The following is a 25,175-nucleotide window of genomic DNA, read 5'->3' as shown; positions in this document are numbered from 1 at the left end:
ACTACACGTACTCCGATCTTGTAGAGGCAGTAATAAATGGTGTTAAGAAGTACCCAACCATAGTGAGAATATATGCGTACAATATTACTGGGTTATCCAATTTGAAAAACTGGAACGCCAAGATAAACATTAAGAACGTATAAGTTATTTTCACGACACGACTCATTTGCATTAAGTCACGTAAACTATAATTAGGATTCTTGCGCACCTTTAGGCTTGCATATATAAAACCAAACAGCGGAGGTAGCATCGCAATTCCGATACCCAAAGCCGACGATTCCATATCTACTTTATTACCAAAAAACACTTCATATAAAACTACACCGACGGCTAATACTACTTGGCAGAGAACAACTCTTTTAGCAGCAACAAGAATGTCACCACTTATCCCATTAAGCCTCATAATAAAACCTTATATTTAACAGTGTAAGCTCATATAAAACACAGTTTGAATATGTCTTGCTACTCGCATTTACTTGTTAATAAAACTTTGCTTGTTAACAAAGAGATAATCTTGCTGGTCTTATATCTCCTGACGAAATAGAACGATATAAACTAGTTCGCTCTCGTTTCGACAAAATATAAACTACGCCTAAAATTATGTGATCAAAACGACAAATATTGATATCAATAATTCCATTTTTGAAATGAATGTTTTTCATTTATGAAAGTAATAGTTCTATCACTTTATTCATGAATATTTAAGATGCTTTATCCTTGTGAAAAAGAGGGTCTTTTTAGAAGGGAGTAGCGAGCTAAATTTTCAACTTATGATCTTATCAATTAAGACTATTCAAACACTTAGGTTCATTTACAAGCTGAGTTGTGAAGTGTGATTTTGGTAGGGGTTAAGCTTGTTTGAGGCAATGATGGAAGATCTGGTTTTTCTGGTAAATTAAACGTACGTCGCTCCTTATCAATAAGCGAATATTTTTTATATTGTCGTCAGCTTGTCACTATTTGCGTGCGCGAGAGTGAAAATTCAGCGCCTAAATGTTGATGATATAGGAGTGAAATGGGGGACTGGGTGTGCGAGAAGCATGGTGCGGAGAAGAAACACCGAGTTTTGAGGAAGTAAATGGCAGCAGAGCGCTGCCTAATTTACTTAATCTAGGCTCTCTTATGACTCTTCATAACTGAGGTATTGAATACATAAGTCATGGAAAGCCTGTGCTTGTGGCGAGATCGTACGATCAGACAGTCTGAAAATGCCGATTTGTCGTTGCAAGGGTGGGTCAATTAGCGGAATCCACACCAAGCGGGTTTCATTGGTTGGGAAAGCCAGCTTAGGTAGCGTGGTCACGCCTATCCCGAGCTCTAACACCGAAAAAAGCGAGGTAATGTTCTCGACAGAGTACAGGGCTTGTTCGCTGAGCATGCGCGCAGGTGTTGGGTCCAGTAGGGTGCAAGTCCCGTTACGAATGAAGGGCTGCTTTAACAAGGTTTGCCATTCGATTCCTTCCCGTTGAGAGGCGATAGGGTTATCTTTGAGGCACACCACACCGATAGGATCAGAAAGCAAAGGCGTGAAGTCGATGCTCTCTTCTTCTAAATGGGAGCTATTACCGAGGGCAACATCCACCTCGCCAGAGAGTAATCTTGCTTCTACCCCTGCCGCATTATCATCAATCAAACTCACTTCTACATTCGGGTACTGCTCACAAAATGCCCCTAAAACACTAGGGATGAGTTTTGCGGCCACCGAAGGCACGCTCGCTATTCGAACTCTTCCTTGTTGTCCTGCTGCCGCTGCGCGTAAGTCATTGTCTAATGCTTTGTAAACGTTCAGAAATTGAATGATCTTGGGCAAACATATTTCTCCAAAAGGCGTCAGTGTCGATTTGTTGCCTGTTTCAAACAGAGGTTGGCCGAGTATTTTTTCCAACTCTTTTATCGAAGTCGAAAGTGCCGCTTGCGATCGATTTGCACGGTGAGATGCCGCTCTAAATCCACCTTCTTCGACCACCAAAACGAAATGTTTTAACTGTTGTAGCTTAATACTCATGACTCCGATCCTTCTCTAGCCCTTGCTATACCTTACTTTTTGCAAGGTGATAGATTTTATTTATCAAATGCACAAAATTTACCGTTAGATTTATCAGTCGTCAAGGTGCAGTATTTAACTATCTTGAAACATAGTTGTTACAAAGTTGGATGGAATCGTGAACGCACAAACTAAAAAACACCCAGTAAAAACCGAGCTTTTCGCTTCAAAAGCACCCCTAGAGTGGGCAATCGTTAATAACGGCACTCTATACACCGCGCAGATTCCAATTGATGAAACTGGCGCAGTAGTAGAAGGCGGTATTGAAGCGCAAACGCGTCAGACTTTTAACAACCTTGTTCATACCTTGGAGTGTGCAGGCGAATCGATGGATTCTGTGCTGCAGGTTCTGATTTACGTGACTGACCGTGAATACCTGAAAACGGTAAACAGCGTATACGGAGAATACTTCAACGCACCTTATCCAAATCGTGCAGCAGTCGTTGTTGCAGGGCTAGCTAGAGAAGAGATGTTGGTTGAGTTCGTGGTTTATGCATCGGCGTCTCAACCTGAATAAATGGACTGTGAACTGAGGCAATTTGCCAATCAAAGCTGTTTGTCTACGCAGATCTTTACTGATACAAGCGAATAGTTTTACGTTTAGATACAAAATCAATACTTATTCTCTATATAAATTAACAATTTATTAATTAATCCGATGGTTGCCAGACTCAACCGCAACCTAACGTTACAAGGACAGAATGATGACTCACTTACAGAATGTTCAAGCAGAAAACGCACTTTACATTGGCGGCGAATGGCAAGCGGGTGTAAGCACCGTAGCGAACATTAACCCATCAGATATTTCTGAAAATATTGGCAACTTTGCACAAGCAAGTGCTGAACAAGTTCAACAAGCGATTTCAGCGGCGAAACACGCTCAACCAGAGTGGGAAAAAACGCCGATTGAACGCAAGCAAACGGTGCTTCAAGCGATTGGTGATGAGCTGATTGCCCGTTGTGATGAGCTGGGCACTTTGCTATCTCGTGAAGAAGGTAAGCCTTTTGCTGAAGGTCGCGGTGAGATTTACCGTGCAGGTCAGTTCTTCCAATACTTTGCGGCTGAAGTGCTTCGCCAAATTGGTGACAACGCAGATTCTGTACGCCCGGGTGTTTCTGTTGAAGTGACTCGCGAAGCGGTGGGCGTTATCGGCATTATCTCTCCTTGGAACTTCCCGACAGCAACAGCAGCTTGGAAAATTGCTCCAGCATTGGCTTTCGGTAACAGTGTTATCTGGAAACCAGCAAACCTAACACCAGCAAGTGCGGTTGCGCTTACTGAGATCATCCATCGCCAAGGTATCCCTGCAGGTACGTTTAACCTTGTATTGGGTAGCGGTTCAACAGTCGGTGATGCACTGATCAACTCTAAAGAAGTGAACGGTGTGAGCTTTACCGGTTCTGTTGACACGGGTCGTAAAGTGGCAGCGGCTACCGCACCAAACTTCGTTCGTTGCCAACTGGAAATGGGCAGTAAGAACGCGCTGGTTATCGCTGATGATGCAGATATCCAAACCGCAGTTGAAGCAACTATTGCCGGCTCTTTCTCTGGTGCAGGTCAAAAATGTACAGCGTCTTCTCGTCTTGTTGTTATGGATAGTATCCACGACCAGTACGTTGAAGCACTGATTAAACGTATGAGCGAGCTGAAAGTGGGTCACGCATTAGAGGAAGGCGTTTTCATGGGCCCAGTTGTTGACGGAAACCAGCTTGAAGCAAACCTAGGTTGGGTTGAGAAAGCGCGTCAAAGCGGCGGTGAACTGGCATTCGGTGGCGAACGCTTGAGCATGCAACACGAAGGTTTCTACATGTCTCCAACGTTGTTCTTGAACACTAAGAACGATTGGGAAGTGAACCAAGAGGAAGTGTTCGCACCAATGGCAAGTGTGATTCGTGTCGCTGACCTAGAAGAAGCGATTGCGACAACCAACGACACTCGCTTCGGTCTAACAGGCGGCATCATTACTCAGAGCCTACGTACTAGCGCAATGTTCAAGCAACAAGCGCAGACCGGTTGTGTGATGGTCAACCTACCAACAGCAGGCACGGATTACCACGTACCGTTTGGTGGTCGTAAAGAGTCTAGCTTCGGTCCTCGTGAGCAAGGTCAATACGCGAAAGAGTTCTACACAGTGGTTAAGACGGCTTACCAACGTCCTTACTAATCCACTTTCTAAATAAGAATTGGATAGCTGAATTAACTTCCTAGCTATCCAGCTATCGAATTGGCCTGATTCACAGAGTCAGGCCAACATTCAAACCAAAGCAGCAAACGAACTTAGACAAGTGATTTAACCCATTTTTGAAAACATGTTATTTGAGCGTGTTTTCAAAACCGAGCTAGAACACTGAGCTTTCAATAGGAGTGGTTATGTACCAGCAACGGATTGTTATAGATGGATTGCAATACTGCAATTGGAACAGAGAATATTTCCAAACACTAAAGGCGAGCGGCATTACAGCAGTTCACGCTACCGCGGTTTACCACGAGACGGCTCGTGAAACCTTATCTCGCTTTGCAGAATGGAATTTAAGATTCGAGCAGAACGCAGACCTTATCATGCCGATTCACTCAATGGCTGATGTCGAGACTGCAAAAGCGACTGGCAAAGTCGGCATTTTCCTTGGTGCTCAAAACTGTTCTCCAATCGACGATGAGATCGGTCTTATCGAAGTGATGCGTAAGCAAGGTCTTTTGATCATGCAACTGACGTACAACAACCAGAGCTTATTGGCGACGGGTTGCTACGAGAAGAACGACACAGGTATTACTCGCTTTGGTAAACAAGCCATCGAAGAGATGAACCGAGTGGGCATGATCATAGATATGTCTCACAGTGCAGAGCGCTCAACACTTGAAGCTATCGACTTGTCTTCTCGTCCTATTTGTATCAGCCATGCGAACCCGACGTTTGCTCATGATGCACTACGAAATAAATCAAACGATGTAATTAAAGCTCTAACCGCACGCGGCGGCTTAATCGGATTCAGCTTGTACCCATTCCACCTACCAAACGGCAGCCAATGTACCTTGGAAGATTTCTGCCAGATGGTTGCGACTACGGCTGACATGGTCGGCGTAGAGCACCTCGGTATTGGCAGTGACCTATGCTTAAACCAACCTCAAGCCGTTCTTGAATGGATGAGAAATGGTCGTTGGTCTAAAGCAATGGACTACGGCGAAGGCTCTGCGAACAACTCAGGTTGGCCAGATGCGTTGCCTTGGTTCTGTGGTAGTGCGGGTATGGAAAACATATATAACGGATTGATGCGTCATGGTTTCAGCGAGTCTGAAGCTGGGCAAGTCTTGGGAGAAAACTGGTTTAACTTCTTGAAAGATGGCCTAGAGCCTCAAACCAAGGGTTAACGGTTTCTCGCGAGCCATCATCGAATTAGCAGCCTTCTAACAAACGTTCAATAAGCAAGTGCTGCTTAAACCAATTTCACTATTCAAAAGGAACAACGGTCTATTTCGCAACGCGGTAACCCAAACATGGATCAGCCTGCCCAACACAAAAAACAATAGGGCAGGTGTTAAATACACCCTTGTAGTTATCATTCAAATGACAGCTGCAAAGAAACCTCTGGAGTCAGAGTATGTCTGATTTAACCAATAGCGTGAAATCTTCAAGCTTAAATGCGGGTCAAGCACACACAACAATTAATGCAAAAAGCAACACAAACGAGTCTGAGTCTACGTCAGACAAATTAGGCCTATCCAACCCAGCACTTTGGTACAGCGGCGGTTTTATCGCTCTGTTCGTGGCACTTGCTCTATTTGATGGCGAGCTGTTATCAAGCCTAGTAAATACGGGCTTTGCATGGTCTGTAAAAGTATTCGGTCCTTACTGGCAAATGCTTCTTCTTCTGACTTTTCTTATTGGTCTTGGCCTGGCGGCAGGGCGAACAGGCAAGGTTATCCTAGGCGGCATCGCTAAACCTGAAATGGACGGCTTCCGTTGGATGGCGATCATCTTCTGTACGCTACTGGCAGGTGGCGGTGTATTTTGGGCAGCAGCAGAGCCTATCGCTCACTACGTTAGCCCACCACCATTGTACGGCGCACAAGAAAACGCACAGCAAGGCGCGGTGAATGCTTTATCGCAATCCTTCATGCACTGGGGTTTTCTAGCATGGGCCATTGTCGGTAGCTTAACGTCTATTGTGGTGATGCACCTTCACTACGACAAAGGCTTACCGCTTAAACCTCGTATTTTGCTTTACCCAGTTTTAGGCGAGCGAGCATTGAAAGGTCACACCGGCGCATTGATTGATGCATGTTGTATTGTCGCAGTAGCGGCGGGCACCATTGGTCCTATCGGCTTCTTGGGCTTGCAAGTGAGCTACGCGCTGAACGAACTGTTTGGTATTCCAGATGGCTTCACAACACAGCTGATCATCATCTTGTTCGCTATCGTGCTTTACACACTGTCGGCATTAAGTGGTCTTAACCGCGGAATGCAAATGCTAAGCCGTTACAACGTAATTTTGGCGATGGCATTGATGGTTTACATCCTTATCTTTGGCCCAACGAACTTCATCTTCAATGGCTACATCCAAGGTGTAGGGAGCATGATTGATAACTTCATCCCGATGGCAACATACCGCGGTGACGAAGGTTGGTTGAGCTGGTGGACAGTATTCTTCTGGGGTTGGTTCTTAGGTTACGGCCCAATGATGGCAATCTTCATCGCACGTATTTCACGCGGTCGTAGTATTCGCCAATTGGTATCAACGATTAGCTTGATTGCACCGTTTGTTACTTGCTTCTGGTTCACGATTGTTGGCGGCTCTGGTCTTGCGTTCGAAATTGCAGATCCAGGCAGTGTAAGTAAAGCGTTCGAAGGCTTTAATTTACCTGGCGCGCTACTGGCAGTAACTCAGCAACTACCAATGCCAATGCTTATCTCTATTCTGTTCTTGATCTTGACGACGATCTTCATCGTAACGACAGGTGACTCAATGACTTACACCATCAGTGTGGTAGTCAGCGGTGAGACAGAGCCTAACGCAATTATTCGTACTTTCTGGGGTGTGATGATGGGGGTAACAGCATTGATTCTGATTTCCCTAGGTTCCGGCGGTATTTCAGCGCTGCAATCATTCATAGTTATCACAGCGGTACCGGTGTCCTTAATCTTGCTGCCATCACTTTGGAATGCACCTCAAATCGCAATCAAGATGGCGAAAGATCAAGGCTTATAAAACATCAATGCCGGTATAAAGAAGAAAATGTAGAGATAAAGCTCTCTAAAAACTGAAGATAAACAAGGTGTGAGCCTTTGAAAGAAGGCTGATACAAGATTCCGGAAGGAAGATAAAAACCGTACTGGTGAAGATACACCGGGCGGCACGTATTTAGGTCAATCGATCTAGTCAGGACAAATAATAAGGGGTGAGCTCGCTTGCCCCAAATAACGTGAAAGCTAACCAACACACTGTAACAACGAATGCTTCAAATGATGGCAACGATCGGTTCTGAATGGCTAGCAAAATCCTATAACTATAAGGTGGTGAGCAAAATGGATGCACATCGTTCTACCTACACTGAATCAGCACTACGTGACGCGACTGTCGTCATGGCACCGGAAAGGCTAGGTGCAATGCACCAAACACGTATCAGCTTCGTTAGAACTCTGATTCGTAAAATGGCGCAACAAGAATGGAAAGTGACCAAACATGAATGGCAATTAGACGCTCAAGGTTTTGGTCATGTTATCTATAAGCTTGCGACGCCAAACCATGTTTATCATTTGGTTGTTTTCTGCGATGAGATTGCAGATGACGAACGAAATGACCGTGTAATTGCTGAAAAGTGGGACGTAACGTTTGCGCTTGTTCTTGGTGATGTTGATGTCGCCCTACTTGAAAGACTTCGTGCGAATGTACCGCTTCAAGAAGCAGGCCGTAATCCAAATAACGTGCTTGTGTTGGCGCGTGCAAACAAAAGTGTACGTGTGTTTGAACATATCGTTAGTCACTTGGCTAAAGGTGTTCAACCAACGCCAAAAGAGCTGGCTGAAGTGGGTTACATCCTGCGAACGACAGCGGTATACGGTAATGGCAAATTTGGTATTGCTGACTTTAAAATCTTAGAGAAAAATGAAGATTTTAATCAGTCGTTTAGTGCGCAAATGTGTGCGGTTTATATGCTGCGTGAGTTCAGCCTAGATTGGGTTCATTACCTAGCTGAGCAGCAGGGCGGCGAACAAGCGATTACCTTGCACAGAGGATTACAACGTTACCTTGGTGTGGGTAATGCGACTGGTTTAGGTATGGCGCCATACCTTATTAACCACCCAAGTATTGTCGATCAATGGATGACAACACGTGAGCATGCATTGGCGGACGTGTTGGCTAGTCAGACCGATACGGCGTTGATCGAGCCACTACGTAGATACGTTAAAAAAGCGATTTGTCATTTAGAACAGGTTGTTACCATCAATGAAAACCAGCAAGAGTTGAACAAAACCGCTGTTGATGAGTTAAAACACGCAGAACAGTCACTAGAAGCTTCTGTAAACCATTGCGATACATGGGCGCAGTTAGTTGAACAATCTAAGCACATGAGTATGGAAGCCCAAGAAATCCTTATCTCATGCTTGATGGAATTGTACCCAGAATTAGTGGACGCCCATCAAGAGCATATGAATTGTAGCGAAACACTCTCGCTTCCTAGTGGCAAAAAGATCCAAGACCTTTTGGTTGTGTTAGAAGAAAAGTACCGTTGGGCAATCACCATCGACTTTACGAAAGCAGAAAATAACTACTGGTTCTGGTATCGCTCTCAAGACAAAGAAGAGCCAAGACTAGGTGTTCGAGGCGAGGAACTCGGCGAAGAGCGTGAACTGCCGTTAGATATCGGCCGTCAAGCTTACCGCTTGTACCATGCTTTATTGCCATTCGCGCCAGAGCTTTCATTGGCAGAGTTTCTTGTTAAGCAGCCCCAGCATCGTGCCATTGCGCGCCGTGTATGGACGCTAGGTAACAAGGCGATGGGCGACATTCAAATGAACGTGCTGCACCAAGACTCGCCACCAATGCACTTGCTGCGTTGCAAGCTAGCAATGTTTGGTGCGACTAAGTTTGATCCTCGCTCAGACCGTTGGGTACGAGTGACGTTTTTCCAAGGTGCACCGTTGCTTGATGAAATTCATCAGGACGAATGGGTGTTCCCAATCTTACCAAGTGAAGCGGAGATCGCTGACTCAAATAAAGTTCCTACACATATCAACGCTCAACATGGAGGTAAATCGTTATGATCGTTTCTCACAATGAACTGGTAGCGGCCGTTAATAAAGCCTTTCTGGGTATGCGTCGTACATGTGGTGAAGCCGATGTGATAGCGAACATGGTGGCAGATTTACAAATGGTTGGCTTGGATGGTGTTCGTCATTTTAACAATGCGAGCAACTTTATGGGGCTAGAAGACGATTGCCCTGTAGACATCCAAGTGACAAGCGACAACACAGTTGAAGTGGACCTGCACAAGGCGAGCTTAGCGTGTCATCTTCCTGTGGTGATGGATTACGCCATTGAAAAAATGGTCGGTAAAAAGACGCTGAAAATCGAGCTAAACAACTGCCATAACCGTTGGTTAGCGTACAGTGAGCTTGTAAAACTGGCAGCGAAAGGCATCGCATGTACCGCACGTTGGGATAATGGCTCAAATCCTAAGAGCACCTTGTATGTGCTTAACCGTGGTTGCGTTGCACCAGAACTGTTTTTATCAGATTTGCCTCTGGCATCGGACGATCATATCCACAATATGACCATCGAGCTTTCCGTCCAGGATTTCGATATCGAACGCTTGTCAGATGGCTACCAAACACATGTCACGTCGGAGTCGTTATTTAAGACACAAGAAAACGCGTGGCGTGATGGCATTGAGGTCAACGACGCAGAGTGGGCGACATTAAAAGAAACGGCCACCGCGATTCTGGTTGAAAACAGCCAACGTTCAATTCAAGGTGCAGGTGAGCTCGAGGCTTCTTAGCTTTGTTTTATAGAGCTATAAGTTACAGAAGCTCAGTTTATAGATCTTTGGCTTGTAGAAACTAAACCTATAAAGCCTGAGCTTGTTCAACCTAAAAACCTCATTTACAACAGATAAAACCAAAGAGCTTAACGTATCCTCACCTCGTTAAGCTCTTTTTATTTGTGTCCCACTTTTGTTCTTCTTCTCAATAGATCACATCTTAAACTCTCTGTTTTGACACAAGTTGTTACGCGTATAAAGCTAATTTGGCGATTTAATGAAGTACCTTCACATTCAGGTTCAACAAACGGTTTCATTTACAAGCTAGTATGCGTATCTTGCTAACTACGGTGCCAAAGGGTGCCATTTTTATTCGTACCAATGACTTTAGAATCAGATAAAAAGGAATGAAGCGTGCAAGCTAACTTTATTGATGGAACCACCCTGTACCGTCAGCACTCTTTCGAGTTGCCACTTGATTATCAAGCCAAAGATGGACAACAGATCCAAGTCTTCGCACGTGAGCTGGTTGATCTCGCTAAAGATGAGCAAGAGCTGCCGTGGTTGATCTACTTTCAAGGCGGCCCAGGTTTTCCTTCTCCAAGGGTGAGTGGTCAATCGGGTTGGCTAAAGCGTGCATTACAAAACTACCGTGTTCTGCTTCTAGACCAACGTGGTACTGGCAACAGCACGGTTATCAGCCATGAAACTTTGGCGCATTTGTCTCCAGAACAACAAGTCGAATACTTAACGCATTTCAGAGCGGATAACATCGTTCGTGACGCTGAAGCGATTCGTGAACAGTTTGGTATTAAGCAATGGTCGACGATTGGTCAAAGCTTTGGTGGCTTCTGTACACTGAGCTATTTGTCACTGTTCCCACAGAGCTTGCAGCGTTGTTATGTGACGGGCGGCATTCCTTCTATTGAACGAGAAGCTGACGATGTTTATCGTGCGACTTACAAGCGTGTAGAAGACAAAAACAGAGCTTTCTTTGCTCAGTTCCCACAAGCACAAGCTATGTGTCACGAGATCTCTGATTACCTGCTCAACAACGATGTGAGACTGCCAAACGGTCAGGTGTTCACAGTTGAACAGTTCCAGCTAATAGGTATTAATCTTGGTGGCGGCGAAGCAAACCTTCCAATGTATTTCACACTGGAGAGTGCGTTTGTTGAAGTGAACGGTAACAGACAGCTGAGCTACAGCTTCCTAAATCAAATGCAGCAAGAGCAGGGTTACTTAACTAACCCAATTTACGCAATCTTGCATGAATCGATTTACTGTCAAGGTACAGCGTCTAACTGGTCTGCACATCGTGTTCGTGAGCAGTACCCACACTTCAACTACCAATCGGGCAGTGAGTTCTGGTTTACTGGTGAAATGGTGTACCCATGGATGTTCGACCAACTTGAAACGCTGAAGCCACTGCGTGAAGCCGCGAACATGTTGGCTGAAAAGTCGGACTGGGGCACTTTGTACAACGCAGAGCAGTTGAGCAAGAATACAGTGCCAATGGCGTGTGCCGTTTACGCCGATGACATGTACGTTGAGTTGGATTACAGCCGTGAAACACTGGCGAATATTCCAAACTCGAAAGCGTGGATCACCAATGAATATGAACACAATGGTTTGCGAGTAGACGGCGAAAGAATTGTCGATAAGTTAATGACGATGGTGGAAGCGTTAGAAAATCTGCCAAAGTAATCAAGCTATTTGCACTAGAAACAAGATGCGTTAGAAGCTTTCTACTTTAGAAACTATCTACGTTAGAAATACGATACGCCAGAAACAAGAAAACGCTGCACCCATGCAGCGTTTTTTTATGTCATCGAACTATTCGATTTAAGGAACTAGGAGGGGTAGCCCTTGAAGCCTTTAAGGTTGGATGACGATATCTTGATTTTCAGTGGTCGATAAGCTGGCGCGGTTCTGTTCGATAAGCTGAGCCGCATAAGAGGGAGTTACAGCTTGAATTTCGCCTTTTGAACGAATCGTTAATGCTTCCCACGCATGATCACGGTATTTGCCTGTTTGTGTATATTCAATAAGTACTCTCATGATTCTTCCATCCGATGTGTGGTTAACGTGCTACTAACATTAGCGCCATTATTGTGGTTACACACCTGTTAAAAATGGAACATAAGATTAACCAAATGAGAATACGTGTAACTTGAAAAACAGACCTAACTGCACTTATCTTCTTAACCGCGTTTATCGCAACTAACCGTATTTATCGCAACTAACAGCATTTATCGTAACCAACCTTACTTATCGTAAATAGCGTCCATAAAAAAACGCTGCACAATGGCAGCGTTAAAGTTGAGATAGGTTGAAGATTGCTTAGCTGTTTTCTAAGCCAACAATCTTGCGTGCAGACATCACTGCACTATCCAAATCGGTCAATCTACCAGCACTTGCTGGACCAAGAACTGATGAATACAAAGCCAACTGCTTCTCAAATGATAAATCTAATTGGTTATATAGATTTTGGCGGATTTGAGCGTGTTGCTGAGGCTTTGCGCTCGACAGGCCTTCCAACGTATCGTAGATGAGTGTAGTTGTATCCATAACTGTCCTTAGTACATCTTTAGAAAATTTTGCATATTATGCACTTGGTATCATCTTTGTTCTGCGAGATTGATCGCATTATGTGCAGCTCTGCTTAATTGTGTAATCAGTTAGTTACAATTGTGTTGTACGGCAAAGTGTCGGAACTCGGGTTTGGGCAAAAGAAAAGGAGACACAGTGGTCTCCTTTTGGCTTGTTAGCAAAGATAAAAGTTACGTGCTGTTCGCTGTTTATTGAGCCAATCGGCTACGCACAGCTACAGCGCCTATCGTATGTTAATGTTCTTATCTCGATTTTCGTACATTTCAGGTGTGGTGTGTAATCCACCTGCATAGCCTGCTGCTTCAAGTGTTTCTCTTACCTCTCGAACATGCTCAGCCGTGACCGGTTCATTTCTGTCGCCAAGGTTTAAACGCACAAACGTGATTAACTCAGCTAAGCGTTGATCCGACAGTACATCCTCAAAACTTGCCATTGGCATGAAATTTCTGTCTTTGTCGAGATAGGTGGGTTGCAAGCCGCGCACCGTTACCGCAATGGTATTGAATGGGTCGCTGTGCATGATAATACCGTTGTTCAACAGAGTAGGGGCGATTGGATCGCGACCTTTACCATCGTCACCATGACAGGCCCCACAGGTTTGACGATACGTGGTGTAGATTTCACTGGCATACGCAGCTTCATCAAACCCTTTAGGCTGTAACTGAACGGCATCACTGGCAATGGTGTTGTTGATGTCCCCACTGAGTAGGTAATAGGACATCGACTCAATATCTTCACGCGTCATCAAGCTTAGGCTGTTTTTCACTACATCAGCCATACCCGCAAAAGCGGTGCCTTTGTCTGAATGTCCTGTGTGTAAAAAGTCTGTGAGTGTTGCTTCATCCCAACCATCGATATAGAGCTCATTGGCTGTAATATCAGGCGCGTTCCAACCGTCGATCAAGTTACCTTGGAAAATACGTTCTGGTATCAGTGCTTGGGCAATATTTCGAGGTGTATGGCACTCCGAACAGTGACCAAGTCCTGCGACCCAATATTTGCCTTGTTGCCACTTATCGACATTCTCAATTTCTCCTTTGAGTTCCTCTGGCACTTCATAATCAATAGGGTCGGTATCCATGAATACGATGTTCCAGCCAAGCAAACCTAAGCGAATATTGGATGGAAACATCATGCTGTTGTCATCATTGCGTCGCGGCACGGCGGTGATTGACTGCATGTATTCCCATAAATCCACCATGTCTTGGTCGGTGAGGTATTGATAGGAGGTGTAAGGCATTGCAGGGTACAGGTAACCATTCTTGCCTTTACCTGCGACTAACGCCGCTCGGAAATCATCGAAGTCATAAGTCCCAATACCTTCGGTAGTGTGTGGCGTTATGTTGGTTGAATACACGGTGCCGAAGGGGGTGACAAAGGGTAGGCCGCCAGCAAAGGGTTCGCCACCTTCTGCACTATGACAAGCCACACAGTCACCGGCATAAGCGAGATATTCTCCGCGCTCAACAGATGATGCTTTCAAACTCGCGAGCCGTTGTTGCTCTACGTCACCAGCGTGTCGGATATAAGCCCCAAGCGCGAGTATCTCGTTCTCACTGAGCTGCTCATCAAACGCAGGCATTAGGTTGTTCAAACCGTAATTGATGGTGTGCTGAATCTCTTCAATACTCCCTCCGTGAAGCCAGATATCATCGGAAAGATCAGGTACGCCAATCGCTGGGTTAGCGACAGCACCATCGGCATGACAAGACGAACAGTATTGGACGAACAAGGTTTTTCCGAGCTCGACTTTAATCTCCGGCACATCGGTATGACGTTGGTTGAGGGAGGCTAGATAGTAGGAGACTTTTGCCACCTCGTCTGGGCGCATGATTTCACTCCAACCCGGCATCGCTCCATTTCGCCCTTTGGCAATCGAATGGATCACAGCTTCATCACTGCCGCCGTATAACCATTCTTGGTCGATAAGATTAGGGAAGTGTTTCTGACCTTGTGCATTATCGCGGTGACAAGCGGCACAGTGAGTTTGGAATAGAATCCTACCGCTGTTCACGATCTCTGGGACAGCAGCTAATCCCTCTAACGTGGTTTCGCTGGTTTGTGCAAATTGCTCATTGAGAGTGGTGGATGGTGAACTGAGCTTATCGTCGCTTTGTTCCCAATCGACTAAGCCTTCCCATTCTCCAAGCCCGGGGTAGAGCACCAAATAACCCGCAGACAAAAGAAATGCCACTGCATAACCGATAAATAACAGCTTAGGTGGAGGCGCATCTTTCTCTTCAATACCATCAAAGGTGCCAATGGTGTGGTCGTGATCGGCCTTGTGATTGCTACGCCAGTATTTAACGACAACAGACACCATCAGAACAAAGAATATTAAGGTTAAGAGTACCGCCCATAGATTCCAGAATGTGCTCATTGTGATACCTCCTGTGACGTATCTTTACCCAGGCTTTGTAAATAGCGAATCAGAGCTTCACCTTTGGTTTTGCCTCTTACTTGCAAACGGGCATCACCAATTTCTTGATCGGTATAAGGCACACCTAAGGTACGTAACACTTCCATTTTGGCGCTAATATCATCGCCAGTCAGAGTCTGCTCAAATAGCCACGGGTAAGAGGGCATGATCGAGGTCGGTACGACTTTTCGAGGGTCAATTAAGTGAATAGCATGCCATTGGTCAGAATACTTTCTACCTAAGTTAGTGAGGTCAGGACCAGTACGTTTAGAGCCCCACAAGTTAGGAAACTCATAGATATCGTCTGCTTCTTGGTTCGGGCGACCATTACGCTTCACTTCTGGCTCTAGAGGGCGAACCATTTGTGTGTGACAAACATGGCAGCCTTCACTGATGTATATGTCTCGGCCTGCTAACTCAATCGGTGTGAGAGGCATCGCTAAGCTGCCTTTGGCAATATCATCGCCACGGACAATGCTTGGCACTACCCAGACCAATAAAGAGAAGGAGGCCACGACAACAGTGGTCAAAATTAAAATGACGATTGAATGTGTAAAGTCTTTACTCATCATTTAAGCTCCTTCATTAACAGTGTGTTTAGCATCATTTGTTACGGGCATACGAACCGTTTTGTACAAGTTGAAAGCCATTAAGAACAATCCAAGTACAAACAGCGCGCCACCAAAGAAACGCATGAATAGCCAAGGTGCTTTAAAGTCCATAGCTTCTACAAAACTGTAAATCAGTTCGCCATTTTCATTTTGAGCGAGCCACATATATCCCTCGCCGATGCCTGCGATCCAAAGTGCTATTGCATAGATGGCGACGCCAGCATGAGCAAGCCAAAAGTGCCATTTAATCAGTCGTCGTGACCATAGATCGGTTTGGCCCCATAAGCGAGGAATGAAGTAGTAAAAAACCGCTATCCCTGACATCCCAACCCATCCGAGAGCCGCGGAATGTACGTGTCCGATGATCCATTCGGTGTTGTGTGCCACCATGTTGAACCAGCGAATAGCGAGTAGCGGACCTTCGAATGTTGCCAAGCAGTAGTAAAGAATCGCTGAGAAAAAGAATAAAAGAATGTAGTCGGACTTCAGCTTTTCTTTATTTTGTAGGAGGGTCATTGCGCTATTGAACGCGCCTGCCCAAGAAGGGAGCCACAGGATCAAAGACATAACGATGCCGATGTTCTGAATCCAGATGGGAACAGAAGAATAAACCAAATGGTGCGTTCCGGCCCACGTGTAAAAGCCGACCAAGCCCCAGAAATGGATCACAGACAAACGGTACGAGTAGATAGGTCGATCCGCCGCTTTGGGTATGAAATAGTAGTTCATACCAATCACACCAGCGGTCAGCAAGAAACCGACGGCATTATGTCCCCACCACCATTGAACAATCGCATCTTGAGCGCCTGCAAACACAGAGTAGGACTTCATCGCCAACACAGGCATCGCGAGGTTGTTCACGATGAAAATCATTGCAACGACGATAATGAATGCAGCAAAGAACCAGTTAGCCACAAAGATATGGCTGACCTTTCGTTTAGCAAGGGTGCCAAAGAACAACACCGCGTACAGCACCCAAACCAACACAATCATCAAGTCGATTGGCCATTCAAGCTCCGCATACTCTTTTGAGGTAGTGTGGCCTGCGGGTAAGGAAATGACCGCAAGTAACAGGATGAATTGCCAGCCCCAAAATACCATCCATGAAAGGCTTTTGTTGAACAAGTCACAATGGCCTGTTCGCTGGGCAATGTACAAAGACGTCCCCATCAAGATATTCACGACGAAGCCGTAAATTACTCCAGAGGTATGTAGCGGACGCAGTCGACCAAATTGGAAATACTGAGAATCAAAGTTTAAGACTGGCCAATATAATTGCGCGGCGAGAATCACGCCGATGATCATACCTACAATCGCCCACACTAAGGATGCAATGATGAAGTACTTCACGACCTTAATGCTGTATTGCGTTGTCACTTGTTCCATAACAAGGCTCCTTGCCTAGAGGTTTTGAATCGCTGACTTAATTTGAATCGCTGAGCGAGCCTGCTTCGTTGCCGAGCACAGAATAGAAATAGGAAATGTCACGGATGTCTTGGTCTGAGAGCGTGTCGGCTTGTTGTTGCATGAGAATCGCTAAGCCACTGGTTCTTTCTCGAGTCTGGTAATCTTTCAATGAAGAGATGAGATAACCCACTTTTTGACCGCGAAGGTTCGGGTAGGGATCTTGTGTTGAGATGCCATCAGCGCCATGACAGGTCATACACACTTTAGCTTTTTGTTTACCTAATTCGAATTGTTCTTGATTAACTTCAGCAGAAACAGGAAACATGACCAGCGTCATTACTAGGGTAGAAAGTGTCGCCATGGGGTTAAATTTTTTTATATTCAAACTCATTCTCGATTCCCTTGATTATGAAATGAGTAAGCTTTCTAAGATCAATACACGAGATCAACTGGTGAAGTAGAAACGACTGGAACTCGTTATTAAGTCTCTTAAAGCTGCTTACGTTCGATTAAAGGTTATGCAGCAACCAGCATTCTCGCTACTGACTTACTCATATTTATTGTTAATTTTGTTGTTTCATACGTATTCATAGGGCTTATTGGTTTACTTACGCAGAGTAAAATACGAGTTTTTGTTACTAGACGGTTGAGAAGGAATACGTCAAGCGGGTAGGGAGTGCTGAACGAGAGCGGTGATGGAAGAGACAGAGAAACGGCGAAGTTATTGAAAAACAGCGAGGTGTAGGGGCATTAGGGATAAAGCGATACCAATCAATCTGAGTGGTATCGGTACAAGTTAAATGGTCAATTTATACTAGACTCAAATTAGTGACCTTTTTAAATGGAGTTTAGAATGAGAACTGTATTCTTGTTGATGCTTTGGCTTTGCTCGTTTTCGATTTTTGCAGCCTCAGAGTTAACGGTTTTCGACCACTCCGGGCAAAAGCATGGTTTTAGTAGAGAGCAACTCCTGTCACTTCCTCAAAAAGAAATTACTACCACCTTGCCTTGGGTCGAGGGTCTGACCGTTTATAGTGGTGTGACGTTACAAACGGTGCTTGAAAATATGGATCTACCGATATCATCACAAGTCACTTTCGTAGCATTGAATGACTATAAAATTGCGGTGCCCAAAGAAGATTTTGATACCTATGAACCCATCATTGCGATTAAAAAGAATGGGGAGTTTATGTCTGTGAGAGAGAAAGGCCCGTTTTGGTTGATTTACCCAATCTCTGCGAACCCTGAAACCAATACCCCTGATTTCCATGCCAAGATGATTTGGCAGATTCGTGATATTCACCTGTAGAGGCTAATTATGAAGAAGCTGTTGTCTATGGCCGCAATCAAAGTCGTTGTTTTGTCTTTGGCCGTGGTTGTTCTATCCGTCAATATCTACAGTGTCACTCGAATTAATGACATCAACAAGAGCTTTTCTAACCGCCAAAATGAGGCCACTTGGTTTGTTTTTCAACTCGTCAAAGAGTATGCAAACTTCTTGATGGTTAGCCACGCAAAGACGATCGATTATGATGAACTTTGGTTGGCATATGACATTACTTGGAGTCGTTTTGATATTCTGATCAACAGCACTGAATCGTCCAATTTTATTCGCTCAGCAAACTTTAAACCGTACTTTACCGCAGAGTTTGAAAAGTTTAAGTCGTTAGAATCCTCAATTAAGTTGGTGAATCAAGGCGCTTTGCCTAAGGAATCACTGCAGAAGAAAATTGATATTTGTTACAACACGCTGGTCGAATTTATTAACGAAAAGTTTCGACTTCAAAGCCCGGTTATTGAAGAAAACACCACAATGGTCGACAAGTTGGTGATGATGCATCAGATAAGCAGCGTATTTCTGGTGTTGCTACTGCTTGTGACAGGAGCGATTTTTTACGTCGACTTTGCAATCAAACGAAAACTTCATTCTACCGACTTCATTACTGGCTTTCGCAATCGAGTCTCGCTCATGCAGTTTGTTAAGAACAGCTATCCAACAAACGGTAATTTCGACCTTTACTTTGTAAGAATCAGAAACCTTAGTGAGATAAACCAAAAGTATGGACTTGAATATGGAGACTTGGTGGTGAGTTCAGCTGCTAAGTCCCTGACGGCAAAGGTACCGGAAAGTACTATCTCGTTTCGTAGTAGTGGCAGTCAGTTTCTATTCTTCATTCCTGAGCAATTGTACACAAGTGATGAGATACAGGAAAAATTCAATGACGTGCTTAAGGATTATATCTCTGCGGGGAATTTAGAATTGATGATTGACGCTGTAGTCAGGCATAAGAAGAACATCAGCTCTAAAGATATGATGGAGCTACTAACGACGATGCAGAGTTAATCCCCGCATCAGCGATAAGTTAGATCATTAGGTTTTGTTGACTGTACGCTCACCATTCTCCCGCTTCACTATCATGGCTTTTGCCATTCTTTATTTGCCTCCTCATTCAATGTGCAGCCAATAGAGAGCTCCTGCTCTGATGAAGATAGTTCTACTACTAGTTATAGCTATAGTGGCTTTCCGCGCTTGAATAGGAAGAGAGGCTTTGAGGTTTAGGTTTAGGTTTAAGGTTACTGCTTTTGAGTGAGTGCAACGATTCGCTCGTTAGATCTCGAACTGCTAACAGACTGCGGGTTTAAAATTGCTTGCGGGTTATGGTTTCGAACAAACTCGATGAATTCCAGATAAGTGAGTGGCTGACTGAAGAAGTAGCCTTGTATTAGGTTACAGTTGGCTTTTCTGAGGTAATGATACTGTTCTATCGACTCAACACCTTCTCCGACGACTAGCGTGTCACAAGAGTGGCCTAAGTTAACCATAGATTCGACCATCTTGCGGTCGGCCTTGTCGTCTACCATGTTATCGATAAAGCTCTTATCAATTTTGAGCTCATCCACAGGGTAGTGGAGAAGTTGGTTAAACGCTGTGTAGCCCGTACCAAAATCGTCAAGGGAGACCTTTAAACCTAAGCTTCTGAGGCTCTCGATAGTCTGCACCGTAAGCTTGGTACTTTTCACGTAACTGGTCTCGGTAATCTCTATAATAATGTTGCCAGGTGGCACTTGATAACGTTCGAGTACTTTACGGATGTTGTCGGCAAAATTACGGTTGTAGAGCTCCATCGCCGAGATATTAATTGACAGAGTGCCCTTGTATTTATGAAGTTCTGAAAGCTCTTTATAGCTTTTGATCGCGGTGCCAATGACCCACATGTCGAGCCTGGCAATAAGGTTACTCTTTTCTGCAACTGGGATAAATTCTTCTGGTCCCGCATCGATATCGAATAAGGCTGGGCAACGAATCAGGCACTCCGCGCCATCTATCTGAAGTGTCTTGGCGTTAAAAATAGGCATAAAGCGAAGTTCAAAGTTGTCACTTTCGCAGCACTCTAAGAGTCTTTTCTCTACAACGTCATGGCGTTCCAAGGTATGTAACAACTCTTCGCCATAAACAATACGACTTTCGCCATCACTATGAGACTTCGCATTAGCTAACATTTCATCGATGCATCGGTGCCAAATCTCATCGAACTTTGGCGTGTCGAGCGGTAAAACACCTGTTGCGAGTGATAATCGAAACCCATAGTAGTCAAGGAAGGTGGTGCCGGTCAGCGTATTGTTGATGTTCTCAATTTCTTCGTTTATCACTTGGTTCTTACCCATCTCCAAGATCGCGATAAACTGATTCCCTCCCAGTCTGGCTAAAGAGTAATCACTGCAACTAAAGCCCAAAGAGGCTTGTTGGTTTTGTAGTGTCTCTTTCAGTGCTTTAGCTAAGCTTATCAGTACATTATCACCAACTTTTGCCCCGTAGAGATCGTTAATTTTACGAAAATCGATGATGTCCCAACAAACCACATAGCAGTGTGGGCTCATCGAGCTTTTTAGTCGTACATCAAGGTGTCTGATGAAAGAGCGTCGGTTAGCTAGCTTGGTGAGTTGGTCGAATTCGGCTTCGAACTTCAACTCTGTTAATGAGTCTATGTACGCGTTCTTTAAACCATCAATTTCACTTTGCCCTGATGAGCGTTTGAAGTATCTAAGTTTGAGCCCGCCGATCGATATCTCTTGAAGTAAGTCTTTAAGCGGTCGCACGAGTTGGTAACGTACCACTAAATGTACGATCAACATGATCGTAAAGAGAGTACCAAAGCCACCTAACAAGGTTTGTTTAGCGATGATGGCTTTCTCATGGTTGAACTTTTGTTCTCGAATATTTACTTGCGCGATGAGATGTCGGCTGGTCATCTGCACATTGATATTATCTTGGGTTTGCTCAATTGATTTGATAACGAGTTGGGTATTTTCAATGTTGGCAGCGTCTGAGGATGGCTCGATTAAGAACTGAATATTGTCATCGTCATTGTATTTGATTAGCAGGCTAGAGAGTTGCATCAGAGGCCCGTCAGCAATCAAGATGTAGCGATTTAAACTGTTACTTGCACGTTTGTCTTGAGGAAGGAGGTAAGGGTCAATTGCTGCAACATACGAGTATCTGAGCTCTCCACTGATCGAGATATAAGAGAAGCCTTCGTAGGAGAGTTCATTTTTGCTTATTAACGAGGTGTATATATCGAAGACTCTTTCGTAAATCTTGTCAGGGATCTTTAGCCCCTCGAAAGGATCGGCTCTGAGAGTCGAAAGCGTTAATTTGAACTTAGGGTCCACGATATAAACATTGCGTTGCCCAAATTGATTGACGTGATTCTGGCTTAAGACTCGGAGTACTCGTTTTTCCAATAGCGATAGAGTCGTGTAGTCGCCAGGATTTTGAATGTAGCGGAGGAACTGCAACGAAGAACCGATATCTTTAACTAGTAAGGACAAGCCGAGCTGCTCGTATTCCGCCGCGACTAAAGCGGTGTTCACATCAGATTGCACCTTGTCCAAATACATGTGCTTAGCATGATTTGATGCGAAGTTGTACATCACGATTCCTGCTATCAGGAGCACAAATGTCAGCGTTGGTAAAAGTACAAAATAGAGCTTCTTCAATACTGGCATGAGTTATCTCAAACTGTCGACAATACGATTGCGAATTTGAATGCTACTCGGTTCTAACGGCTGATAAAGGTAGCTGCGATCTAATACTTCTTTATTCGGGAAAAGCTCGGGATCGTTTTGATACTCCTGAGAAGTGAGTGCTTTTGCTTTTGAACTTGGCGTTGCAAACCATGAATCCATTGCGTTTTGAGCGGCGATTTCGGGTTGCGATAAGAAGGAGAGAATCGTGGTTGCCTGTGGAGATCGCTCTCCGTTGTTAATTGCAGCCATACACTCTAACCATAAGGTTGTTCCTTCTAGAGGTACTGTGTAGGCCCAAGATGCCTCAGGTTCGGCATCATTAAGCACATAGCTGTCACCTGAGTATCCGTAGGCGAGGTCGATGTTGGCTAAGTGTTCGGGATGACGAATATAATCGACAACGTATTCATTACTTTCAAGGTGAGGCTTCTGTGCTTGTAGCGTTTTGTAAGCGACTCGAAGTTCTTGTTCGTTGTTGGTAAACGGCTCAAATTGATTCATCAGAAGCGCAGCACTCACCAAATCCGTAGGCTCATAATACATGCTGATTCGGCCGCTGGTTTTGGTTTCAGGGTCTAGAAGAGCGCCCCAAGACTTGGGAGTCTCAACTTTTCCGCTTCGGTATAAGATGCCGGATGTCCCCCAAGCGTAGGGGATTCCATATTCGCCACACCCATCCACCCATCTTGAGTCAAAGTTGCTTGAAAGGGATTGCTGCAAGTCGCTCAGGTTGTGGAATAAGTTCTGTTTAGCCAGCGCTTTCAGTTTAATACTTTCAATGACAACCAATTCAAACGCACCTCGTCGTTCACTCAATAGCACTTCATCACGAATGGACTCGTCAGAAAAATATTGCTGCTTTAGTGAGATGCCGTAGGTATCACTCAACTGGGTAACGACGCTGTCAGATAAAAATTCATCCCAATTGTAGAGATAAATATCATGCTGCTGGCCAAATACAGGGCTAGCCAAAAAGGATGTTGACGCAAGTATTGATACGCAAAACGCTTTCACTGACGGATTCCCTTTCGTACGTGATAACTAAATCGTAGCCCAAAATTTGCGACATGATTCAAATTTAGGCACTTAATTTAACTTCAACTTCAACTTCAACTTCATGCATTTCATGCAAATAGCAACTTGCTACTCCTACTTGATACCGAACCTTTATCGTGTGAGGCAAGGATGACTCCGTCGTATCGTATTCAACACAAGTACGTATTCCAGTTTATTGTCCGTGAATGGATTATTTAAATTAATATTCATCATAATATCCATTCTTACAAGTTATTATGCAAATATTAAGCATTAAATAATGATGCGGTGATTACCTTTTTCGGGTTTTCGCTCGTATTAATCGTCGTTATTCCTTTGTTTTTCCATCGCGATTTACTCTTATGTTCAATGTTCTTTTATCCCTAAAAACACTTCTATAACGTTTTGTTTATCATTTGTTTCGTTTCTCAATAAGTATCGATAAAGTTGTTGCTAAAGACTTGTAGCACAAGGTGATTGTGCTTATTGTGGGCAGCAATATCTAGGTTATGTCCCAACGAGCCATGATTGCCGGTTTGGGAAATGTTGTGCATTTAGGAGCCATTGTGGATTTAGAGATATATCAAGTAGATTCGTTTACAACTCAAGCGTTTAAAGGGAACCCTGCCGGGGTCTGTATCTCCAAAGAGCCGTTGGATGAGTCATTAATGTTTTCAATCGCTGAAGAGATGGCGGTATCTGAAACGGCTTTTCTCGCGCTTAACACTATGACGCTTAAATGGTTCACTCCCGAAGTCGAAGTGAAGCTGTGTGGACATGGCACACTGGCAACGGTTCATGTGATGAAAGAACAAGGACTGCTTGAGACAGGTGATAAGGTCGTGTTTAACACCTTATCTGGGGAATTATCTGCCGCCGTTTGTGAATCGTCTATCGAGCTTGATTTTCCTAGTACACAGCTATCATTGCGTTCTGAACCCAACCTCACGCTGCTTGAACACCTAGGTTTAGATCCGCATCAAGTAGTTTCATTCAGAGAATTTGACTCTAAGCAGTTAATCGAAGTTTCCAACGAACAAGTGTTATTGGAGCTTTCACCAAACTTTGATGCGTTAAAAGGTATTCAAGGGCGAGGTGTAGTGGTGACAGCGTTGGCAGCAAATACGGAACTTGATTTTGTTTCTCGCTACTTTGCACCTTGGGTTGGGGTTAATGAAGATCCTGTGACTGGCTCGGCACATTGCGCATTGACGCAACACTGGGCAGAAAAGCTCAACAAAAGCAGTTTCAGTGCTTATCAGGCGTCTCGTCGTGGTGGCTATATGTCGACTGAATTATTGGCTAATGGGCGAATAAAGTTAATCGGCTCTGCGACCACTGTGATTAGTGGTGTGTTGAAGCTTTAGATTTTTATAGAAGCTTTAGAGCGCTGTTTGCTCTGTTTTGTTGTAACCGCCTAGTATGTTTTATTCGATTATTCACCGTGAAAGAAGCGGCTAGGGCGGAATGTTATTATTGAAGGAATCACCGTGTCTGCCTTTTATCTTTCCCAAGTATTAGTCGCGATAGTCATTTGTTTTGATCTTCTGTCATTCCAATTCAAGGAAAGGAAGAAAATCGTCACTTGTCTGTTCTTTGCTGGCGTTCTTATTTCGAGTCACTTTATCCTTCTTGAACAATGGACAGCGGCGAGCTTAATGACGATTGCCACGATTCGCTATTTGACGAGCGTATTTTCTACCTCGTCTAAGTTTAAATATTTGTTTTCTTCGATGTCGGTGGTCGCAACCGCAGTGACTTACTCAGGGCTGACCAGCATATTGAGTTGCTTTGCCTCCGTATTTCAGACCTTTGCTGCCTTCAATAAAGATGACCGTCGATTAAGAGAATTGATGATCATCGGAACCAGCTTTTGGTTGGTTCACAATTATTTAGTTGGTTCGCCAACAGCGGTTGTTATGGAGGCGCTGTTTATCTGCAGTAACTTGGTGGGCTATTACCGTTTTTACTTCAGAAAGAGTGCCACTGCTTAGGTTTACAACTGAAGCTAAGGCCCAAATTATTAATCAATTCAATACT

The 25,175-nt window shown here is 44.4% G+C and carries 21 protein-coding genes; 11 read left to right on the top strand and 10 right to left on the bottom strand.

Going from position 1 to position 25,175, the window contains the following annotated elements; all coding sequences use genetic code 11:
- Position 1: 1 nt before the first annotated feature.
- Positions 2–403, bottom strand: a complete 402-nt coding sequence (locus AB4507_RS02865; protein ID WP_017060837.1) for a hypothetical protein — start codon at positions 401–403, stop codon at positions 2–4.
- Between the two features lie 717 nt (positions 404–1,120).
- Complete coding sequence (locus AB4507_RS02860; RefSeq protein ID WP_017060836.1) at positions 1,121–2,005, bottom strand: LysR family transcriptional regulator; 885 nt, start codon at positions 2,003–2,005, stop codon at positions 1,121–1,123.
- A gap of 157 nt (positions 2,006–2,162) precedes the next feature.
- Here AB4507_RS02860 and AB4507_RS02855 point away from each other — a divergent pair, with 157 nt between their 5' ends.
- From AB4507_RS02855 to AB4507_RS02825, 7 genes are all read left to right on the top strand, one after another.
- A complete protein-coding gene (locus AB4507_RS02855) occupies positions 2,163–2,561 on the top strand; it encodes a RidA family protein (protein WP_004730412.1) in 399 nt (132 codons plus the stop codon).
- Positions 2,562–2,748: 187 nt separating this feature from the next.
- On the top strand, positions 2,749–4,209 hold the full coding sequence (locus AB4507_RS02850; protein ID WP_102393758.1) for an aldehyde dehydrogenase family protein: 1,461 nt from the start codon (positions 2,749–2,751) through the stop codon (positions 4,207–4,209).
- Positions 4,210–4,415: 206 nt separating this feature from the next.
- Positions 4,416–5,411, top strand: a complete 996-nt coding sequence (locus AB4507_RS02845; protein ID WP_017060833.1) for a membrane dipeptidase — start codon at positions 4,416–4,418, stop codon at positions 5,409–5,411.
- Positions 5,412–5,641: 230 nt separating this feature from the next.
- Entirely contained in the window at positions 5,642–7,249 is a 1,608-nt protein-coding gene (locus AB4507_RS02840) for a BCCT family transporter (RefSeq protein WP_372182206.1), read from the top strand.
- A gap of 254 nt (positions 7,250–7,503) precedes the next feature.
- Complete coding sequence (locus AB4507_RS02835) at positions 7,504–9,306, top strand: hypothetical protein (RefSeq protein WP_372182204.1); 1,803 nt, start codon at positions 7,504–7,506, stop codon at positions 9,304–9,306.
- A complete protein-coding gene (locus AB4507_RS02830; RefSeq protein ID WP_372182202.1) occupies positions 9,303–10,040 on the top strand; it encodes a DUF3726 domain-containing protein in 738 nt (245 codons plus the stop codon). The genes AB4507_RS02835 and AB4507_RS02830 overlap by 4 nt, the downstream gene beginning before the upstream one ends.
- Before the next feature lie 396 nt (positions 10,041–10,436).
- Positions 10,437–11,729 carry an alpha/beta fold hydrolase gene (locus tag AB4507_RS02825; protein ID WP_372182200.1) on the top strand — a complete coding sequence of 431 codons (1,293 nt, stop codon included), beginning with the start codon at positions 10,437–10,439 and terminating at the stop codon, positions 11,727–11,729.
- 171 nt (positions 11,730–11,900) lie between these two features.
- Here AB4507_RS02825 and AB4507_RS02820 read toward each other — a convergent pair whose 3' ends face one another.
- The 6 genes from AB4507_RS02820 to AB4507_RS02795 form a co-directional block, all read right to left on the bottom strand.
- Positions 11,901–12,083, bottom strand: coding sequence for a hypothetical protein (locus tag AB4507_RS02820; RefSeq protein WP_004730424.1), 183 nt, complete (start codon positions 12,081–12,083; stop codon positions 11,901–11,903).
- Between the two features lie 282 nt (positions 12,084–12,365).
- Positions 12,366–12,593: a PAS factor family protein gene (locus AB4507_RS02815; protein WP_004730426.1), complete on the bottom strand. Its 228-nt coding sequence runs from the start codon at positions 12,591–12,593 to the stop codon at positions 12,366–12,368.
- A 265-nt stretch (positions 12,594–12,858) separates the two neighbouring features.
- Entirely contained in the window at positions 12,859–15,015 is a 2,157-nt protein-coding gene (locus tag AB4507_RS02810) for a c-type cytochrome (RefSeq protein ID WP_372182199.1), read from the bottom strand.
- Complete coding sequence (locus AB4507_RS02805; protein WP_017064719.1) at positions 15,012–15,626, bottom strand: cbb3-type cytochrome c oxidase subunit II; 615 nt, start codon at positions 15,624–15,626, stop codon at positions 15,012–15,014. Before AB4507_RS02805 ends, AB4507_RS02810 begins: the two co-directional genes overlap by 4 nt.
- Complete coding sequence (gene ccoN / locus AB4507_RS02800; protein WP_017069846.1) at positions 15,627–17,051, bottom strand: cytochrome-c oxidase, cbb3-type subunit I; 1,425 nt, start codon at positions 17,049–17,051, stop codon at positions 15,627–15,629.
- A 37-nt stretch (positions 17,052–17,088) separates the two neighbouring features.
- Positions 17,089–17,463 carry a cytochrome c gene (locus AB4507_RS02795; RefSeq protein WP_029235248.1) on the bottom strand — a complete coding sequence of 125 codons (375 nt, stop codon included), beginning with the start codon at positions 17,461–17,463 and terminating at the stop codon, positions 17,089–17,091.
- A gap of 462 nt (positions 17,464–17,925) precedes the next feature.
- Here AB4507_RS02795 and AB4507_RS02790 point away from each other — a divergent pair, with 462 nt between their 5' ends.
- Positions 17,926–18,381: a hypothetical protein gene (locus tag AB4507_RS02790; protein ID WP_017069847.1), complete on the top strand. Its 456-nt coding sequence runs from the start codon at positions 17,926–17,928 to the stop codon at positions 18,379–18,381.
- A 9-nt stretch (positions 18,382–18,390) separates the two neighbouring features.
- Positions 18,391–19,416 (top strand): GGDEF domain-containing protein, encoded by a 1,026-nt coding sequence (locus tag AB4507_RS02785; RefSeq protein WP_017069848.1) that lies wholly within the window; start codon positions 18,391–18,393, stop codon positions 19,414–19,416.
- A 230-nt stretch (positions 19,417–19,646) separates the two neighbouring features.
- Here the strand turns inward: AB4507_RS02785 and AB4507_RS02780 are convergent, their stop codons facing one another.
- Positions 19,647–22,079 (bottom strand): putative bifunctional diguanylate cyclase/phosphodiesterase, encoded by a 2,433-nt coding sequence (locus AB4507_RS02780; protein WP_372182198.1) that lies wholly within the window; start codon positions 22,077–22,079, stop codon positions 19,647–19,649.
- 3 nt (positions 22,080–22,082) lie between these two features.
- Positions 22,083–23,114 carry a PotD/PotF family extracellular solute-binding protein gene (locus AB4507_RS02775; RefSeq protein WP_102393763.1) on the bottom strand — a complete coding sequence of 344 codons (1,032 nt, stop codon included), beginning with the start codon at positions 23,112–23,114 and terminating at the stop codon, positions 22,083–22,085.
- A 587-nt stretch (positions 23,115–23,701) separates the two neighbouring features.
- On the opposite strand from AB4507_RS02775, the gene AB4507_RS02770 reads away from it, so the two are divergent.
- Positions 23,702–24,502 carry a PhzF family phenazine biosynthesis protein gene (locus tag AB4507_RS02770; protein WP_065584627.1) on the top strand — a complete coding sequence of 267 codons (801 nt, stop codon included), beginning with the start codon at positions 23,702–23,704 and terminating at the stop codon, positions 24,500–24,502.
- A 123-nt stretch (positions 24,503–24,625) separates the two neighbouring features.
- The gene (locus AB4507_RS02765; protein ID WP_372182197.1) at positions 24,626–25,129 is read left to right on the top strand and encodes a YgjV family protein; all 504 of its coding nucleotides are present in this window, start codon (positions 24,626–24,628) and stop codon (positions 25,127–25,129) included.
- Positions 25,130–25,175: the final 46 nt, after the last annotated feature.

The sequence above is a fragment of the Vibrio sp. 10N.222.54.A3 genome, assembly GCF_041474095.1.
Classification (GTDB): domain Bacteria; phylum Pseudomonadota; class Gammaproteobacteria; order Enterobacterales; family Vibrionaceae; genus Vibrio; species Vibrio crassostreae_C.
Note: the sequence above shows the minus strand (reverse complement) of the source record. Positions and strands in the feature narration are given on the sequence as shown.

Bases quoted from the DNA above. Each gene is read 5' to 3' on its own strand.
- AB4507_RS02860 (WP_017060836.1), bottom strand. From the start codon at position 2,005: ATGAGTATTAAGCTACAACAGTTAAAACATTTCGTTTTGGTGGTCGAA.
- AB4507_RS02845 (WP_017060833.1), top strand. From the start codon at position 4,416: ATGTACCAGCAACGGATTGTTATAGATGGATTGCAATACTGCAATTGG.
- AB4507_RS02850 (WP_102393758.1), top strand. From the start codon at position 2,749: ATGACTCACTTACAGAATGTTCAAGCAGAAAACGCACTTTACATTGGC.
- AB4507_RS02820 (WP_004730424.1), bottom strand. From the start codon at position 12,083: ATGAGAGTACTTATTGAATATACACAAACAGGCAAATACCGTGATCAT.
- AB4507_RS02785 (WP_017069848.1), top strand. From the start codon at position 18,391: ATGAAGAAGCTGTTGTCTATGGCCGCAATCAAAGTCGTTGTTTTGTCT.
- AB4507_RS02865 (WP_017060837.1), bottom strand. From the start codon at position 403: ATGAGGCTTAATGGGATAAGTGGTGACATTCTTGTTGCTGCTAAAAGA.
- AB4507_RS02795 (WP_029235248.1), bottom strand. From the start codon at position 17,463: ATGAGTTTGAATATAAAAAAATTTAACCCCATGGCGACACTTTCTACC.
- AB4507_RS02780 (WP_372182198.1), bottom strand. From the start codon at position 22,079: ATGCCAGTATTGAAGAAGCTCTATTTTGTACTTTTACCAACGCTGACA.
- AB4507_RS02790 (WP_017069847.1), top strand. From the start codon at position 17,926: ATGAGAACTGTATTCTTGTTGATGCTTTGGCTTTGCTCGTTTTCGATT.
- AB4507_RS02835 (WP_372182204.1), top strand. From the start codon at position 7,504: ATGATGGCAACGATCGGTTCTGAATGGCTAGCAAAATCCTATAACTAT.
- AB4507_RS02815 (WP_004730426.1), bottom strand. From the start codon at position 12,593: ATGGATACAACTACACTCATCTACGATACGTTGGAAGGCCTGTCGAGC.
- ccoN (WP_017069846.1), bottom strand. From the start codon at position 17,051: ATGGAACAAGTGACAACGCAATACAGCATTAAGGTCGTGAAGTACTTC.
- AB4507_RS02805 (WP_017064719.1), bottom strand. From the start codon at position 15,626: ATGATGAGTAAAGACTTTACACATTCAATCGTCATTTTAATTTTGACC.
- AB4507_RS02810 (WP_372182199.1), bottom strand. From the start codon at position 15,015: ATGAGCACATTCTGGAATCTATGGGCGGTACTCTTAACCTTAATATTC.
- AB4507_RS02830 (WP_372182202.1), top strand. From the start codon at position 9,303: ATGATCGTTTCTCACAATGAACTGGTAGCGGCCGTTAATAAAGCCTTT.
- AB4507_RS02840 (WP_372182206.1), top strand. From the start codon at position 5,642: ATGTCTGATTTAACCAATAGCGTGAAATCTTCAAGCTTAAATGCGGGT.